The sequence below is a fragment of the Umezawaea endophytica genome (assembly GCF_025061645.1).
Taxonomy (GTDB): domain Bacteria; phylum Actinomycetota; class Actinomycetes; order Mycobacteriales; family Pseudonocardiaceae; genus Umezawaea; species Umezawaea endophytica.
Genome location: NZ_JANYMP010000005.1, coordinates 309096 through 323451, shown reverse-complemented (window position 1 = coordinate 323451; position 14356 = coordinate 309096). Strand labels below are relative to the sequence as shown.

Sequence of the window (14356 nt, the reverse complement as noted above, 5' to 3'; positions counted from 1 at the left end):
GAGCCCGCGATGCACTACGAGATCAGACGAGAGCAAGCGCGGCCGGGGTGTTCCGACGACCTGGCCGCGTGCATGGACGACCTGGTGATCCCGCTGCACCAGGAGAAGGGCATGACCGTCGTGGGCACGTTCGTGGACGCCGACGGCGGATTCGTGTGGCTGCGCCGGTTCGCGGACGACGCGGAGCGGGAAGCGGTCGTCGACGCCGTGCACCGCGACCCGCGCTGGACGCGCGAGGTCGGACCCGCGATCCGGGCACTGCTCCTGGACGGCGGCTCCACCACGACGACCCTCCGGCCCACCGACCGTTCCGGCCTGCGATGAAGCGGGACCGACCTACCGAGGGGGACTCCCCGTGACGACCCGCCCGCACCCCGCGACGACGGGCGGCGCCCCGTGATCGACTGGCTGGAACTCGCCGAATCGCTCATCACCTCCCCGTGGCTGTACGCGGTGCTCATCGCGGTGTCCTTCCTGGACTCGTTCCTCCCGCTGATCCCGAGCGAACCCGTCGTGATCGTCGCGGGGGTCTACGCCGCCACCGGGCAGACGAACATCGTGCTCGTCGTCGCGGCCACGACGCTCGGCGCCTTCCTCGGCGACCTGGTGCCGTACACCGTCGGGCGGTTGCTGTGCGTCCGGCTGCTCAAGCGGCTGCCACCGGGCAGCAAACGCCGGACGGCGCACGACTGGTTCGTCCGCGAACTCGACGCCCGCGGCGGCTTCATCCTGGTGACCACGCGGTTCATCCCGGTCGGGCGCTACCTGGCCACGCTGTCCACCGGGATCGTCGGTTACCCGCTGGCCAAGTACGTGCTGTTCGTCCTGTTCGCGACCAGCACGTGGAGCGCCTACACCGCGCTCACCGGGTACCTCGGCGGTGTGGTGTTCCAGGAGAACACGCTGCTCGCGATCGGCGTCGGCGTCGGGCTCGCGCTCGTCGTCACCGGGGTCATCGAGGCCGCGCGGCACCTCCACCGCCGTGACAAGGCAGTGGGGGAGGTGCCGTGAGGTCCGGCGGCTGGGTGGAGGAGCTGTTCGTCTACCCGGTGAAGGGGCTCAGCGCCCAGCCCCTGGAGCGCGTCGCGCTCCGGCCGGGCGAGGGGATCCCGCACGACCGGGTGTTCGCCCTCGCCCGACCGGGCGGCGCGTACCGGCCGGGCACGCGGGAAGGGCTGTCGAAGCAGGAGTTCTTCGCCCTGGTCTCGGACCACCGCCTCGCCGGGCTCGACACCCACCTGGACACGGACACCGACGTGCTGACCGTCCGGGTCGTGGGGCACGAGGTCCTTCACGCGGACCTCCGCACCGAGGAAGGCCGTGAAGACGCCGTGCGGTTCTTCACCGGGGTCCTCGACCTGCCACCCGGCGCCACACCGGTGCTCGCCCGCGAACCCGGCAGGCGGTTCACCGACGCGGCGGTGGCCGGGGACGGGCCGATGGACTGGATCTCGATGGTCAACCTGGCCTCGGTCCGCGACCTGGAGTCGCGGACCGGCACCGTCGTGGACCGCCTGCGGTTCCGGGCCAACGTCTTCGTGGACGGCCTGCCCGCGTGGTCCGAACTGGACGCCGTCGGCCGGGAGTTCGACCTGGGCGGCGTGCGCGTCCGGTGCGCGCACCGGACCAAGCGCTGCGCCGCCACCGAGGTCGACCCCGCGACCGGCCACCGCGACCTCCCGGTCGTGGCCATGATCGACGGGGCGTACGGGCACCGGTTCATGGGGACGCACCTGGAGGTCCTCACCGCCGGGGTCGTGGAGAAGGGGGATGAGGTCGTTGCGGCTGCGAGTCGCCGAGTTGACTGATCTCGCGCCGACGGTCCGCCGGTTCGCGCTCCGCGACCCCCGCGGCTCCGCGCTGCCCGCGTACGAGCCGGGAGCGCACGTCGTGGTGACCACCCCGGCCGGGCACCGGCGCAGCTACAGCCTCGTCGACCCCGGCGGTGCCCGGCCGTCGGAGTACGTCGTGTGCGTGCGCCGGGACGACGGCGGGCGGGGTGGTTCGGTGAGCATGCACGACGACGTGGCGATGGGCACCGAACTGGTCGTTTCCCCGCCGGACAACAGGTTCCCCCTCGAACCCGCGGCCCGGTACCTGTTCATCGCCGGGGGGATCGGCATCACCCCGATCCGCGCGATGGTGCGCCGGGTGCGGGCCGACGGCCGGGGTGGCGCCCGGCTGCTATACCTGACGCGGTCCGCCGAGGACACCCCGTTCCTGCGGGAGTTCGACGGTCCGGAGGACACCGTGCACCACAGCGCCGACCGGGGCAGGCTGGACCTGTGGCCGCACCTCGCCGTCCCGGACGACGACGCGCGCGTCTACTGCTGCGGGCCCGCTCCGCTCCTGCGCGCCGTGCGGGCGCTGACGGCGCACTGGCGCGCGAGCCGGGTCCACCTGGAGGAGTTCACCGCCGGTCGCGCCGGGCCGTCCGCGCCGTTCACCGCCGTCTGGGCCCCCGACGGGCGGCGGGTGGCCGTTCCCGCGCACCTCTCGCTGCTCGCCGCCCTGCGGCGCGACGGCATCCCCGTCGAGTCGTCCTGCGAGTCCGGCACCTGCGGCACCTGCCGCCTCGCGCTCCTGGGCGGCGAGGTCGAGCACCGGGACTCGGCGTTGACGGGAGCGGACCGGCTCGGGAGCCTGGCGGCCTGCGTGTCGCGGGCCAGGTCGCCGGAGATCGTGGTCGGCCCCAACGAGAGCGAGGGATCGGTGTGACCGTTCACGACCTGCACCCGGAACCGGGGACCACGACGGACGTGTTCGACCCCGACGCGCGGCCCGCGCTCACCGTAGACCCCGGTGACACGGTCGTCGCGCGGTCGCTCGACGCGTCCGGGTTCCTCGAACGGCAGCGGACGCCGGGGGAGCGGCGGCCGACCATGTTCGAGGGCAGGAGGGGCCACTGCCTCACCGGTCCCGTCGAGGTGCGCGGCGCCGAACCGGGGACCGTGCTCGCGGTCCACGTCGTCTCGGCCGTCCCCGGTGACTGGGGCTGGACGGTCGCAGGCGGCAAGGACAACGCGCTGAACCGCGCGCTCGGCCTCACCGGGGAACCCTCCTGGCTGCTGTGGGAGATCGACGCCGCCGGGACCGCCACCAACGACCGCGGCCACACCGTGCCGACCTCGCCGTTCCTCGGGGTGATCGGGATGCCGCCCGCCGAGCCCGGCAAGCACTCGACCATCCCCCCGCGGGCCTTCGGGGGCGGCAACATCGACTGCCGCGAGCTGACCGCGGGGTCCACGCTGTACCTGCCGGTCACTGTGCCTGGCGCGCTGCTGCACCTCGGTGACGGCCACGCGGCGCAGGGCGGCGGTGAGGTGTCGGGCACCGCGATCGAGTGTCCGATGACGACGGAGGTGGTCCTCGACGTCGTCGCCGAGACCCCGGTTCCCGGCGTCCACGCGGTGACCCCCGGTGGCCGGGTCACGTTCGGGTTCGACGCCGACCTCACCGCGGCGATGACGGAGGCGCTCGTCGCGATGGTCGGCTGGATCCAGGTCCTTCACGACCTCGACCGGGGCACGGCCGTCGCGCTGGCCAGTTCGGTGGTGGACCTGCGCGTCACGCAGGTCGTGAACGAGACGTGGGGCGTCCACGCCGTCCTGCCGCACGGGGCGATCACCTGATACCGCGGCGCGCGGATCCGTCGAACTGGGAGGATACCCACGGGGTATCGGCAGCGCGGAACAGGTCTTGGACAGGTGCCGGGCCCCGGCGGTGAGATCGGGGCATGGCTGACGAATTGAAGACCCCGGACCCCGCCGTGTCGGTGGTCGGGCCGGGCGACGGCGAGACGATCGTCCTGGGCACCACGCGACTGCGGGTGCTGGAGGACGGCAGCAACACCGGGCACCGGCTCGGGATCGCCGAGTCCGTGCTCGCCCCGCACACCCCCGGACCGCCGCAGCACCGCCACGCCCAGCACGACGAGGGCTTCTACGTGATCTCCGGCGCGGTGCGGTTCACGGTTGGGGACCAGGACTACGACGCGACTGCGGGCACGCTCGTCATGGTCCCGCCCGGCGCCCCGCACACCTTCGCCAACGTGACCGACGAGCCCGCCGTCATGCTCAGCACGTTCACGCCCGACCTGTACGTGCAGTACTTCCGCGACCTCCAGGACATGATCGCCAGTGGCCAGGCCCTGACCCCGCAGGCGAACATCCGGGTGATGAGCGGCTACGCCACCGAGCCCGCCACCGACTTCGCCTAGCCGTTCGCCACCAGGTCCCGCGCTCGCCCTCCCCGGATGGAAGATCATGACCGTCGCCTACTGGATCGCCGCGAGCCTGCTCGCCCTCTTCTACCTCTACGGGGGCGGGGTGAAGGTCGTGCGGAGCCGCGACCGGCTCCGGCCGATGATGGCCTGGGTGGACCGCGTCCCGCTGCCCGCCGTCCGGGCCATCGGGGTGCTGGAGGTGCTCGGCGCGCTCGGGCTCGTCCTGCCGCCGCTGACCGGCGTCGCGCCCTGGCTCGCACTCGCCGCGGCCGTCGGGTTCGTCGTGCTCCAGTTCGGCGCGATCCCGGTCCACCTCACCGGCGGGGACCGCCGCGTCGCGCTCAACGTCGCGCTCGTGGTCGTCGCGGCCGTGACCGCGTGGCTGGCCACGGTCTGGCTGTGAGCCGAGCGCACCCCGGCGGCCATGGCCGATTTGGTGGGGTGCGCGTCGTTGTCGCGCCGGTGGCCGAGTGCGATCATCGAATGACGGAATCCGGAACCGCTCGGGAATTCCGATCACATTACGCACCGGTCGGTCGAACGGTCCCCGTGGATTTCCGCCACTCGATCCGCACCAGCCGAAAGAATTCTCCACGCAGGTCGTGTGGTGCTCATCGATGGAGGTCCGGGCCAGGCGGAGCGGATGTCCGACGGGCTCCCGCACGACTGGCGGCGGAAGGGATTTCCGGACGAGAGCCATTCCGATCGGTGATCGTCCGCCGAACCACCGGCTCGTGCCGCGGACACCCTCCAGGAGGTATTCCGATGACCACCAAGACGGCCACCCGCGTCGCCGCGGCGCTCACGACTCCGGTGTTCGTCCTCGCCGCCCTGGCGGGGTGCGCGGGCCGGGACGGCGGCGGCGCGGGAGGCGGGTCCGCCATGACGATCCAGTTCGTCAACCCGCTGCCCAGCTACCCGACCTGGCGGCGGATCGGGGACTGCATGGGGGAGGAGGCGGACAGGCTCGGCGTCGCGCTCACCCAGAGCGGCCCGACCGGTCAGGCGCTGGACGCGACCGCGATGATCCAGCAGGTGCGCCAGGCCACGGCCACCAAGAAGGACGCGGTCATCACCTTCCCGGCGGGCGAGGGCTTCGCCCAGGTCCTCAAGCAGGCACAGGCCGCGGGCGTCGTGACGGGGACCGTCTACGGCCCCGGCGGCGAGGACAGCGGGTCCGACTTCAACATCGGTCCTGATTGGACGGACATCGGCACGACACTGGTGGAGGCGGTCGCGGCGCTGCCCGGCGAGCACGTCCTCGGGCTCGTCGCGGCGGCCGACACCGGACTGGGCAAGTCCTGGCTGGACGGGGTCAAGACCGCGGTCGCGAAGACCGACAACGTCACCATCGCGGGCGAGGTGTACACCGGCGACGACGCGGCGAAAGCGCTCCCGCAGGTCAACGCGCTCCTCACCGCGCACCCCGACGTCACCACGATCGTCACCCACATGGGCACCACCACGCCGGGCGCGGTCGCCGCGATCAAGTCCCGCGGGCTCGTGGGCAGGACCTTCCTGCTCGCGGGCGGTCACGACAACGGCGGGTCCGAGGCCATCGAGGAGGGCACGGCGAACCTGATGCTGATGCAGGACGTCTGCTCGCTCGGGAAGCAGCTCGTCGACGGTGTCGTCGACGTCCACAACGGCAAGCAGGCGCCCGAGGTCCCCGTCAAGATCCGCGTCGTCGGCAAGGACCAGGTGCGCGGACTCCTCGACGAGGGGTGGGTGTGATGGGCGCCCCGGCCCTGCGGCTGCGCGGCGTCCGCAAGTGGTTCGGCTCCGTGTCCGCGCTGGAGGACGTCCACTTCGACGCCCACGCGGGCGAGGTGCACGCGATCGTCGGGGACAACGGCGCGGGCAAGTCGACCACCATCAAGATCGTCGCGGGCGTGCACCGGGCCGACGAGGGCGAGGTGCTCGTCAACGGCGGGGAACCGCGCCACGTCCGGTCGGCGGCCGACGCGCAGGAGCACGGCATCGCCGTGGTGCACCAGGACCTCGCGCTCGTCGAGTGCCTCGACATCGCGCACAACATGGCGCTCGGCACCCTGCCGCGCAAGTTCGGCTTCGTGCTCGACCGCCGCCGCATGGAACGGGAAGCGGCGAAGGTCCTCCGGGACCTCAAGGTGCGGGTGGGCGACGTGCGCACACCGGTCGGGCTGCTGTCCGGCGGCCAGCGGCAGGTCGTCGCGGTCGCCCGCGCCGTCCGGATGGACAAGCCGATCATGCTCCTGGACGAGCCCACGGCGGCGCTGGGCGTGCAGGAGACCGCGCAGGTCGGCGAGATCATCGACGAACTCCGGGCGTCCGGGAAGGCGGTCGTCCTCGTCAGCCACGACCTGGACTTCGTCTTCTCCCACGCCGACCGCGTGACGGTCCTGCGGCTCGGCCGGACCGTCGGCACCCGGCTGGTCGCCGACGTCGGCCGCGAGGAGGTCGTCGGTTTGATCACCGGCGCCATCGCCCCGGACCAGGTCCACGACGGCGAGGTGGCGTGATGACCGTGACCGCGAAACCCCGTGACCCGCTCGCGGAGCACGGGGGCGAGCGGACCGGCGTGGTGGCGAAGGTGTTGGTGCGGCAGGAGACCACGCTCGTCCTGGTGGTGCTGGCGGTCGGGCTCTTCGCCTGGTCCCGCTCCAGCCTGTTCCTGTCCCCGGACAACCTGACCGCGATCCTCCGCAACAGCGTCATCTACTTCGTGATGGCCTGCGGTGCCGCGCTGCTCGTCATCGGCGGTGGGCTGGACTTCTCGGCGGGCGCGGTCTTCACCCTCGGGGCGCTGTCGACCTGCGCGCTGCTCGTCGAGGGCGTCCCCTGGCCACTGGCGGTGCTCGCCGGGATGGCGGCCTGCTGCGCGGTGGGGGCGGTGAACTTCGTGGTGGTCACCTCCTTGCACGTGCCGCCGATCATCGCGACCCTCGGGACGTTCTACGTGCTCACCGGCGTCGACAACCTGGTGACCGGCGGCTCCGACGTCCTCCCGCTCCCGGCGGGCTTCCAGCGGATCGCCCAGGGCAGCGTCCTGGGCGTGCCGAACGACGTGCTGATCGCCGTCGCCGTCGGCGTCCTGTTCTGGTTCCTGCTGGAGCGCACCCGGTTCGGGGTCAACGTCCGCGCGCTCGGCGGCAACCGGCAGGCCGCGGTCGCGAACGGGCTGCGGGTGTTCCGGCTCGACCTGGCGCTGTACGTGATCGCCGCCGCGACGGCCGGTCTCGCGGGCATCGTCTACTCGGCCCAGGTCGGCGCCGGGCAGGTCACCGCGGGCGGGACGTCGACCACCCTCAACGCGATCACGGCGGTGCTCATCGGCGGCGTCAGCCTGATGGGCGGGATGGGCGGCGTCCAGGGCGTCGCGGTGGGCGCCGTCCTGCTGTCGCTCATCGACAACGCGCTGGTGCTCACGAACATCCCGCCCCAGTACAACAGCATCGTGATCGGCGCGATCCTGGTCTGCGCGGTCGCGGTGGACCACCTCCGCCGGGCCCGGATCTACCGGAAGCGGTAGGGGCCACGGCGTGGCAGGCCCGATCCGTCCGCGACGACGCGGACCCGCACGACGAACCCGACTCGGAGAACCGACGTGAACGAAACGCCCATCGACCCCGACGTCATCGCCTTGCAGGCGGAGTTGGGGCCACCCGCGTCCATCCCGGCCGCGGACGTGACGGCCGACCAGCTCCGCGAGGGGATGCGCAGGGCGAGCGCGGTCTACCGGCGCGGCGCCGACCCCGTCGCGGTGCACCGCGTCACCGACGAGTTCGTGCGGGGTGGCGGCGGGAAGATCCCCGTGCGGGTCTACCGCCCCGAGACCCCCACCTCGGTCATCGTGTACCTGCACGGCGGCGCCTGGCGGGCGGGTGGCATCGACACCCACGACGTCGCCACGCGGCGGTTCAGCCGCGACACCCGGTCCGTCGTGGTCTCGGTCGACTACCGGATGCTGCCGGAGCACCCGTTCCCGGCGCCGTTCGACGACGCCTACGACGCGACCGCCTGGGCCGGTTCCCTGCGACCCGACCTGCCGCTGCTCGTCGCCGGTGACAGCGCGGGCGGCACCCTCGCGGCCTGCGTCGCCCTGCGGGCGCGCGACGAGGACGGCCCGCGCGTCGACGCACAGGTGCTGGTGTACCCCGGCGTCGACGACGACTTCGGGTCCCCGAGCATGCTCGCCTTCGGCGGCGGTCCGCGCATGCCCTTGGCGGACCTGGAGTTCTTCTTCCGCCAGTACGCCTGGACCGAGGCGGCGCTCGCCTCGCCGTACGCCCTGCCGGGCCGGGCGGCGTCGCTGGCGGGCCTGCCGCCCGCCGTCATCGCCATCGCCGGGCACGACATGCTGCGGTCGTCGGAGGAAGCCTTCGCCAGGCGGCTGCGGGACGCCGGGGTGCCCGTGACGGTCCAGTTCGACCCCGAGCTGGTGCACGGGTGGATCGAGTTCGCGCCGCGCGTGCCGTCGGCCGACCGCGCCTTCAGCCGCCTCACCGACGCCGTCAACGACCTCATCGGCCTGACGACGGGCCCGGCGTAGCCCGATGACCCGCTCCCGCGGTGCGACCACCGCCGAGGTGACGACCCGATCGGTCCTCGTCGTCCTGTTCGACGGGGCGCAGCCCCTCGACGTGGCGGGACCGCTCGACGTGTTCTCGACCGCGCGGTACTTCACCGGCAGCGAGGGCCCGCCCCCGTACGTCGTCCGCACGGCCTCGCTCGGAGGCGGGACCGTGCGGTGCGCCGGTGGTCTGCGCGTGGTGCCCGACCTGGACCTGGCCGACGCGGAGGCTCCCGACGTCCTGCTCGTGCCGGGTGGGCCGGGTGTGCCGGACGCCGACCGACGGCTCGTGACGTGGCTGCGCGAGCGGGCGCCGCGCGTGGGCCGCGTGGTGTCGGTGTGCACCGGGGCGTTCCTCCTGGCCGAGGCCGGGCTGCTGGACGGCCGCCGGGCGACGACCCACTGGGGCTCCTGCGACGTCCTCGCGAGCAGGTACCCCGAGGTGGTGGTCGACCCGACCCCGATCTTCGTGCGGGACGGCCCGATCTCCACGTCGGCCGGGGTGACGGCCGGGGTGGACCTCGCCATCGCGCTGGTCGAGGAGGACTTCGGCCGCGCGGTGGCGCACGAGGTCGCCCGACTGCTGGTGGTCTACCTCCGGCGGCCGGGCAACCAGGCCCAGTTCAGCGTGCAGCTCTCGGCGCAGGTCGCCCGGTCGGACCCGCTGCGGGACGTCCAGTACTGGGTCGTCGCCAACCTGACGGCCGACCTGTCGGTTCCCGCGCTGGCCCGGCGCGCGGGCCTGTCCACCCGGCACTTCTCCCGCGCGTTCACCGAGCAGGTCGGGGTGACCCCCGGCCGCTACGTGGACCTGGCGCGCCTGGAAGCCGCGCAGCGCGCGTTGACCGACACCCGCGACGGGGTGATCGGCATCGCGCACCGCTGCGGGTACGGGACGCCGGAGGCGATGCGCCGCGCGTTCCTGCGCGACCTCGACGTCTCGCCCACCCAGTACCGCCGCACGTTCACCAAACCGATCTGAACCCGTCACCTGGAGTCGTGGAACATGTCCGACCCGATCACGCTTTCGCTGAGCTGCCAGCTCTACGACCACACCGCGGCGCTGCTGGAGGGCCGGGTGGACGTCGAAGGCGTCGAGTTCCGCACCGAGACCAGCCACGACGTCGCGGACCTGTTCCGGCGGGTGGTCGAGCGCCGCGAACTCGACGTCGCCGAACTGGGGTTCACCTTCCTGCTGCGGAGCCTGGACCTGGAAGACCCGCCGTACGTGGGGATCCCGGTGTTCCTGATGCGGAAGTTCCAGCACTCGGTGGTCTACGTCAACGAGGCCAGCGGCATCACCGGGCCCTCCGACCTCGCGGGCGCGACCATCGGCGAGTTCGCCGTGTACGGCCACGACATGGGGATCTGGCCGAAGGGCATCCTGGCCGACGAGCACGGGTTCGCGCCGGAGCACAGCCGCTGGCTGATCGGCGGGACGAACGAACCCATGGCGCCCATGGACTTCGTCCCCCAGCGCCACCCCGACGGCGTCGACGTGCGCCACATCGGCGGCGCCGACGCGCTCGGCTCGATGCTGGAGACCGGCGAGATCGACGCGCTGATCTCGGCGGTCCCGCCCGCCGCGGTGCTGCGGGGGGATCCGGGGGTGCGGCGGCTGTTCCCCGACGCCGACGACCGGGAAGCCGACTACCACCGGCGCACGGGGATCTTCCCGATCATGCACCTCCTGGTGGTCCGCCGAGAACTCGTCGACGCCAACCCCGGCCTGGCCACGGCCGTGTACCGCGCTTTCACCGCGTCCAAGGCCCTCGCCGAGCAGGCCTACCGCTCCGACCGGACCCCCGAGCCCCCGACCCCGTGGTTCACCCAGCTCCTCGACCGCGACGGCGGGCTCGCCGAGGACGGCCGCAACGATCACGGGATCGCCGCCAACCGCGCGGCCGTCGACGCCTTCCTGCGCTACCACCACGAGCAGGGCCTCTCGAACCGCCTGCTGCGCTGCGAGGACGTCTTCGCCGCCGAACTGCTCGGGTCCTGACGGCGCTGCTCTGGTCGAGTGATCAGGCGGTGCCCCGGCTAACGGTCGCGGTGCCCGGCCGGATGACCTGGTATGTCTCCGATCGGCGACCGAGGAGGGCGGAGGGACGACCGCGCCCGCACGGGGGACGGCGCCGGTCGAGCGCCGGGGCCGAGTCACATCGCCAACGTGAACAGCGGCCCTTCCGGGTTCGTGGGCCAGTTCGGCGAGGTGCACGGCGACGTCACTATCGGCGGCACACCAGCCGCCTACGCGGTGGAGCGGTGGCGGCCGTGGATCAGGTCACCCGGCGGGGGTGGGCCGAGCCGGATGCTCGTCGCGGAGAACCAGGTCGTCACGTTCACCGGCCGGGAACGGGAACTCGACGACCTCGCCCGGTGGCGGGACGCCGATCCCGGAGCGCAGGGCCTGCTCCTGCACGGTCCTGGTGGGCAGGGCAAGACCCGGCTCGCCGCCGAGTTCGCGCAGCGCAGCGCGCGGCTCGGCTGGGAGGTCGTGGCCGCCCGGCACGGCGTGGGCAAGCGCGTCGCCGCGGCCGACGAGCCGAAGGCGGACGAGGTGGGCACGCTGGTCGTCGTCGACTACGCGGAACGCTGGCCGACGACCGACCTGCTCCGCCTCGCGACGGACCCGGTGGTGGCGTCCCGGCCGCGCACCCGCTTCCTGTTCGTGGCGCGCCCCGCGGGGCACTGGTGGTGGACGCTGGCGCAGCAGTTGGCGGAGACCGGGCTCGACGCGGGCCGGGCCGTCCCGGTGCCACCGCTGGGCACCGGCCCAGACCAGCGCCGTGCCCTGTTCGAGACGGCGAGGGACAGGTTCGCCGAGGAACTCGGCGTCGGTCGGGTGGACGGCATCGGGATGCCCGAGTGGCTGGACCGCGACTCGCGCGACCACGTGCTCACCATCCACATGGCGGCGTGGGCGGCGGTGGACGCCCACGTGAGCGGTGCGGACGCGCCGGGTGACCTCGCGTCCCTGTCCGGCTACCTGATCACGCGGGAACGCACGCACTGGCAGAAGATGCACGGCAGCGGGCGGCGGTTCACGACGCCGGAGTCGGTGATGGCGGGTGTCGTGTTCGTCGCCGCGCTCACCGGCGCGCAGCCCAGCGAGCACGCGGCGGAACTGGTGGTGCGGACCGCGTTCGCCAAGGACGCCAAGGACGCGACGGTGGTGCTGGGCGACCACGCCCTGTGCTACCCGCCGTCGGACCCCCGCGCCGACTTCGTCCTGGAGCCGATCTACCCGGATCGCCTCGCCGAGGACCTGGTCGGCCTGTACACCCCCGGTGGCGACATCGGCTTCCCCGCCGAGACGTGGGCGGGGACGGTCCTGCGCCGGGTCCTCGACGAGGATTCGGGACCACGGCACCTGCGCCACGCCCTGATCCACCTGATCGAGGCGGCCGACCGGTGGCCGCACCTCGCGCGGGAGCACCTGTTCCCGGTCCTGCGCGGGCGGCCCGCGCTCGTGTTGCACGCAGGCGGCGCCGCGCTGACCAGGCTGGCCGAGTTGCCCGCGCTCGGCGTCGACCTGCTGACCGCGATCGAGAGGACGCTGCCCGAGGTCCACCTCGACCTGAGCGCGGGCCTGGTGGCCCTGACCGAACGGCTCGTGCGCGAAACCGTTGGCCCCGACTCGGACCCGGTGGAGGTGGCGGCGCTCCTGCGCAGGCTCAGCAGGCGCCTGCTGGAGGTGGGCCGCGCCGACGACGGGTTCGCCGCCCTCCAGCGGGCGGAGGTGACGCTGCGCGAGGTCGTCTGGGAGGACCCGCGGCGCTACCTCCCGGAACTCGCCCGCACGCTGACCGACTACGCGGCCCACCTGGCCGACCTCGGCCGCTTCGAGGAGGCCATCGCCGTCGGCGAGGACGCGCACTGGCTGCGGCTCAACGCTTCCGGCGACGGTGGGGAACCGGGCGAGGAGACGGCGGCCGACGTCGCCGCCACCCGCGGGACCCTGTCGGCCCTGCTGACCGACGTGGGCCGACCGGCCGCCGCGCTCCCGGTCGTCGACGACGCGATCAGGCTGTTGCGCCGGGGCGCCACCGTCGACCCCGGTCTGTTCCGGCCCGACCTCGCCCGCGCGCTGGTGCAGCAGGGCCGGGTGTTGTGGGCGCTGGGCCGGTGGGAGCGGGCGGCAGGCGCGTCGGCCCAGGGCGTCCTGCTGTGGCGGCTCGTCCTGGACGAACCCGATCCGGGCGACGGCAACGACCGCCGCCCGGACCTGGCGCTGGCCCTGCACAACCACGCGAAGCACCTCGCCGACGCCGAGCGGTGGGACGAGGCGGTGGACGCCGCGACCGAGTCGGTCGAGCTGCTGCGGCACGCGGCCGACAAGAACCCGAAGGTGTACCTGGCCCCGTTCGCCGCGGTCCTCGACCACCTGGCCGGGCTGCGCAGGACGACCGGCGACTGGCCCGCCGCTCGCGCGACGGCCGATCAGGTGGTCGAGGTCAGGCGTGAGGATGGGGACCGGTCCGAGCTGGCGGAGTCGCTCGTCATCCTCGCCTTCCGGGAGGCGGAGCTGTACCACCCGCGCTCGGCCCTGCGTTCGGCCTCGCAGGCGACCCACCTCGCGGAGGGGTTGGTCGCCGACGACCCGGTGCGGCACGGCGCCTTGCTCGGCTGGACGTACCTCGGCCTCGCCTCGGCGCACGCGACCCTCGGTGACCAGGAGGCCGCGGTCGCCGCCGCCGTCAAGGCGGTCGCGCTCGACCGCCGGTACGCGGCGGACGACCCGGTGGGCGTGGGAACCAGCCTCGGAGACCTCGCCGAACACCTCCTCGCCGCCGGGAGGTTCGACGAGGCGCTGGCCGCCGTCCGGGAAGCGACCGACCTCGTCGAACGCCGGGACGGCGTGCACCGGTTGAACCGAGCGGTCACCCTGCTGTGGGTCCGGCAGGTGGAGGTCACCGCGCTGGTCGGTCTCGGGCGGTTCGTCGAGGCGAACGACCTGGCCGAGCGCGCGGTCGGCCAGGTCGCGGTGGTGCGGCGGCGGTTCCTCGTCGACGGCCTCCTCACGCTGGCCAGGACGCTGGACGCGCGGTCGACCGCGCTCGCCGGGATCGGCCGCTCCGCCGAGGCGGTCGCCGCCGCGGAGGAGGCCGTGGACGTCCTGCGCGACCTGGCCGCGGACGGCACCGACCACCGCGGGGCGCTCGCGGCCCGGTTGACGACGCTCGCCCAGCGGTACGCCGAGCGCGGGTGGTGGACGCGGGCGTGCGACGCCGGCACCGAGGCGGTGGCGTCGCGACGCGGGCTGGTCGCCGGGGCCGAGTGCGACGCGACCCGGCTGCTGCTGGCCCGATCGCTGTGGCAGCACGCGCACCTGCGGGTCGCGGCGGGGGTGGAGATCCCGGCGGCGGTCGACGCGGCGGTCGAAGCGATCGGCCTGTACGACCGGTGCGCGCACGCACCGGCGCGCGAGCGGCGCTCGGCGGTGATCACGCTGGCCCGCGCGCTCACGGCTGCGGGCCGTGCCGCCGACGCCGCGCGCACCCTGCGGGACTCGGGTATTCCGGCGGACGCCGTGCCCGACGTGCCCGCCGAGTGGTGATTCCGCCGGACGAGGGGAG

14 protein-coding genes are annotated in these 14356 nt (G+C 73.5%); all 14 read left to right on the top strand.

Annotated elements, in window-relative coordinates; all coding sequences use genetic code 11:
• The first annotated feature begins 9 nt into the window (after positions 1–9).
• The 14 genes from NZH93_RS13605 to NZH93_RS13540 all read left to right on the top strand — a co-directional run bounded on the left by NZH93_RS13605 (position 10) and on the right by NZH93_RS13540 (position 14337).
• The gene (locus NZH93_RS13605; protein WP_259623399.1) at positions 10–324 is read left to right on the top strand and encodes an NIPSNAP family protein; all 315 of its coding nucleotides are present in this window, start codon (positions 10–12) and stop codon (positions 322–324) included.
• Positions 325–396: 72 nt separating this feature from the next.
• Positions 397–1011: a DedA family protein gene (locus tag NZH93_RS13600; protein WP_259623398.1), complete on the top strand. Its 615-nt coding sequence runs from the start codon at positions 397–399 to the stop codon at positions 1009–1011.
• On the top strand, positions 1008–1808 hold the full coding sequence (locus NZH93_RS13595) for an MOSC domain-containing protein (protein ID WP_259623397.1): 801 nt from the start codon (positions 1008–1010) through the stop codon (positions 1806–1808). Before NZH93_RS13600 ends, NZH93_RS13595 begins: the two co-directional genes overlap by 4 nt.
• Positions 1771–2718 (top strand): PDR/VanB family oxidoreductase, encoded by a 948-nt coding sequence (locus NZH93_RS13590; RefSeq protein WP_259623396.1) that lies wholly within the window; start codon positions 1771–1773, stop codon positions 2716–2718. The genes NZH93_RS13595 and NZH93_RS13590 overlap by 38 nt, the downstream gene beginning before the upstream one ends.
• Complete coding sequence (locus NZH93_RS13585) at positions 2715–3632, top strand: acetamidase/formamidase family protein (RefSeq protein ID WP_259623395.1); 918 nt, start codon at positions 2715–2717, stop codon at positions 3630–3632. The genes NZH93_RS13590 and NZH93_RS13585 overlap by 4 nt, the downstream gene beginning before the upstream one ends.
• Positions 3633–3736: 104 nt before the next feature.
• Positions 3737–4219, top strand: coding sequence for a cupin domain-containing protein (locus tag NZH93_RS13580; protein WP_259623394.1), 483 nt, complete (start codon positions 3737–3739; stop codon positions 4217–4219).
• 46 nt (positions 4220–4265) lie between these two features.
• Complete coding sequence (locus tag NZH93_RS13575) at positions 4266–4628, top strand: DoxX family protein (protein WP_259623393.1); 363 nt, start codon at positions 4266–4268, stop codon at positions 4626–4628.
• A gap of 362 nt (positions 4629–4990) precedes the next feature.
• A complete protein-coding gene (locus tag NZH93_RS13570) occupies positions 4991–5959 on the top strand; it encodes a sugar ABC transporter substrate-binding protein (protein ID WP_259623392.1) in 969 nt (322 codons plus the stop codon).
• Positions 5959–6726, top strand: coding sequence for an ATP-binding cassette domain-containing protein (locus tag NZH93_RS13565; RefSeq protein WP_259623391.1), 768 nt, complete (start codon positions 5959–5961; stop codon positions 6724–6726). The genes NZH93_RS13570 and NZH93_RS13565 overlap by 1 nt, the downstream gene beginning before the upstream one ends.
• Positions 6726–7736, top strand: coding sequence for an ABC transporter permease (locus NZH93_RS13560; protein ID WP_259623390.1), 1011 nt, complete (start codon positions 6726–6728; stop codon positions 7734–7736). The genes NZH93_RS13565 and NZH93_RS13560 overlap by 1 nt, the downstream gene beginning before the upstream one ends.
• 75 nt (positions 7737–7811) lie before the next feature.
• Positions 7812–8756: an alpha/beta hydrolase gene (locus NZH93_RS13555; RefSeq protein ID WP_259623389.1), complete on the top strand. Its 945-nt coding sequence runs from the start codon at positions 7812–7814 to the stop codon at positions 8754–8756.
• Between the two features lie 4 nt (positions 8757–8760).
• Positions 8761–9759: a GlxA family transcriptional regulator gene (locus NZH93_RS13550; RefSeq protein WP_259623388.1), complete on the top strand. Its 999-nt coding sequence runs from the start codon at positions 8761–8763 to the stop codon at positions 9757–9759.
• A gap of 24 nt (positions 9760–9783) precedes the next feature.
• Positions 9784–10779: a substrate-binding domain-containing protein gene (locus NZH93_RS13545; RefSeq protein ID WP_259623387.1), complete on the top strand. Its 996-nt coding sequence runs from the start codon at positions 9784–9786 to the stop codon at positions 10777–10779.
• Positions 10780–10947: 168 nt separating this feature from the next.
• Positions 10948–14337 (top strand): tetratricopeptide repeat protein, encoded by a 3390-nt coding sequence (locus tag NZH93_RS13540; protein ID WP_259623386.1) that lies wholly within the window; start codon positions 10948–10950, stop codon positions 14335–14337.
• The last annotated feature ends 19 nt before the right edge of the window (positions 14338–14356 follow it).

Bases quoted from the DNA above. Each gene is read 5' to 3' on its own strand.
- NZH93_RS13545 (WP_259623387.1), top strand. From the start codon at position 9,784: ATGTCCGACCCGATCACGCTTTCGCTGAGCTGCCAGCTCTACGACCAC.
- NZH93_RS13565 (WP_259623391.1), top strand. From the start codon at position 5,959: ATGGGCGCCCCGGCCCTGCGGCTGCGCGGCGTCCGCAAGTGGTTCGGC.
- NZH93_RS13590 (WP_259623396.1), top strand. From the start codon at position 1,771: ATGAGGTCGTTGCGGCTGCGAGTCGCCGAGTTGACTGATCTCGCGCCG.
- NZH93_RS13570 (WP_259623392.1), top strand. From the start codon at position 4,991: ATGACCACCAAGACGGCCACCCGCGTCGCCGCGGCGCTCACGACTCCG.
- NZH93_RS13580 (WP_259623394.1), top strand. From the start codon at position 3,737: ATGGCTGACGAATTGAAGACCCCGGACCCCGCCGTGTCGGTGGTCGGG.
- NZH93_RS13550 (WP_259623388.1), top strand. From the start codon at position 8,761: ATGACCCGCTCCCGCGGTGCGACCACCGCCGAGGTGACGACCCGATCG.
- NZH93_RS13560 (WP_259623390.1), top strand. From the start codon at position 6,726: ATGACCGTGACCGCGAAACCCCGTGACCCGCTCGCGGAGCACGGGGGC.
- NZH93_RS13575 (WP_259623393.1), top strand. From the start codon at position 4,266: ATGACCGTCGCCTACTGGATCGCCGCGAGCCTGCTCGCCCTCTTCTAC.
- NZH93_RS13605 (WP_259623399.1), top strand. From the start codon at position 10: ATGCACTACGAGATCAGACGAGAGCAAGCGCGGCCGGGGTGTTCCGAC.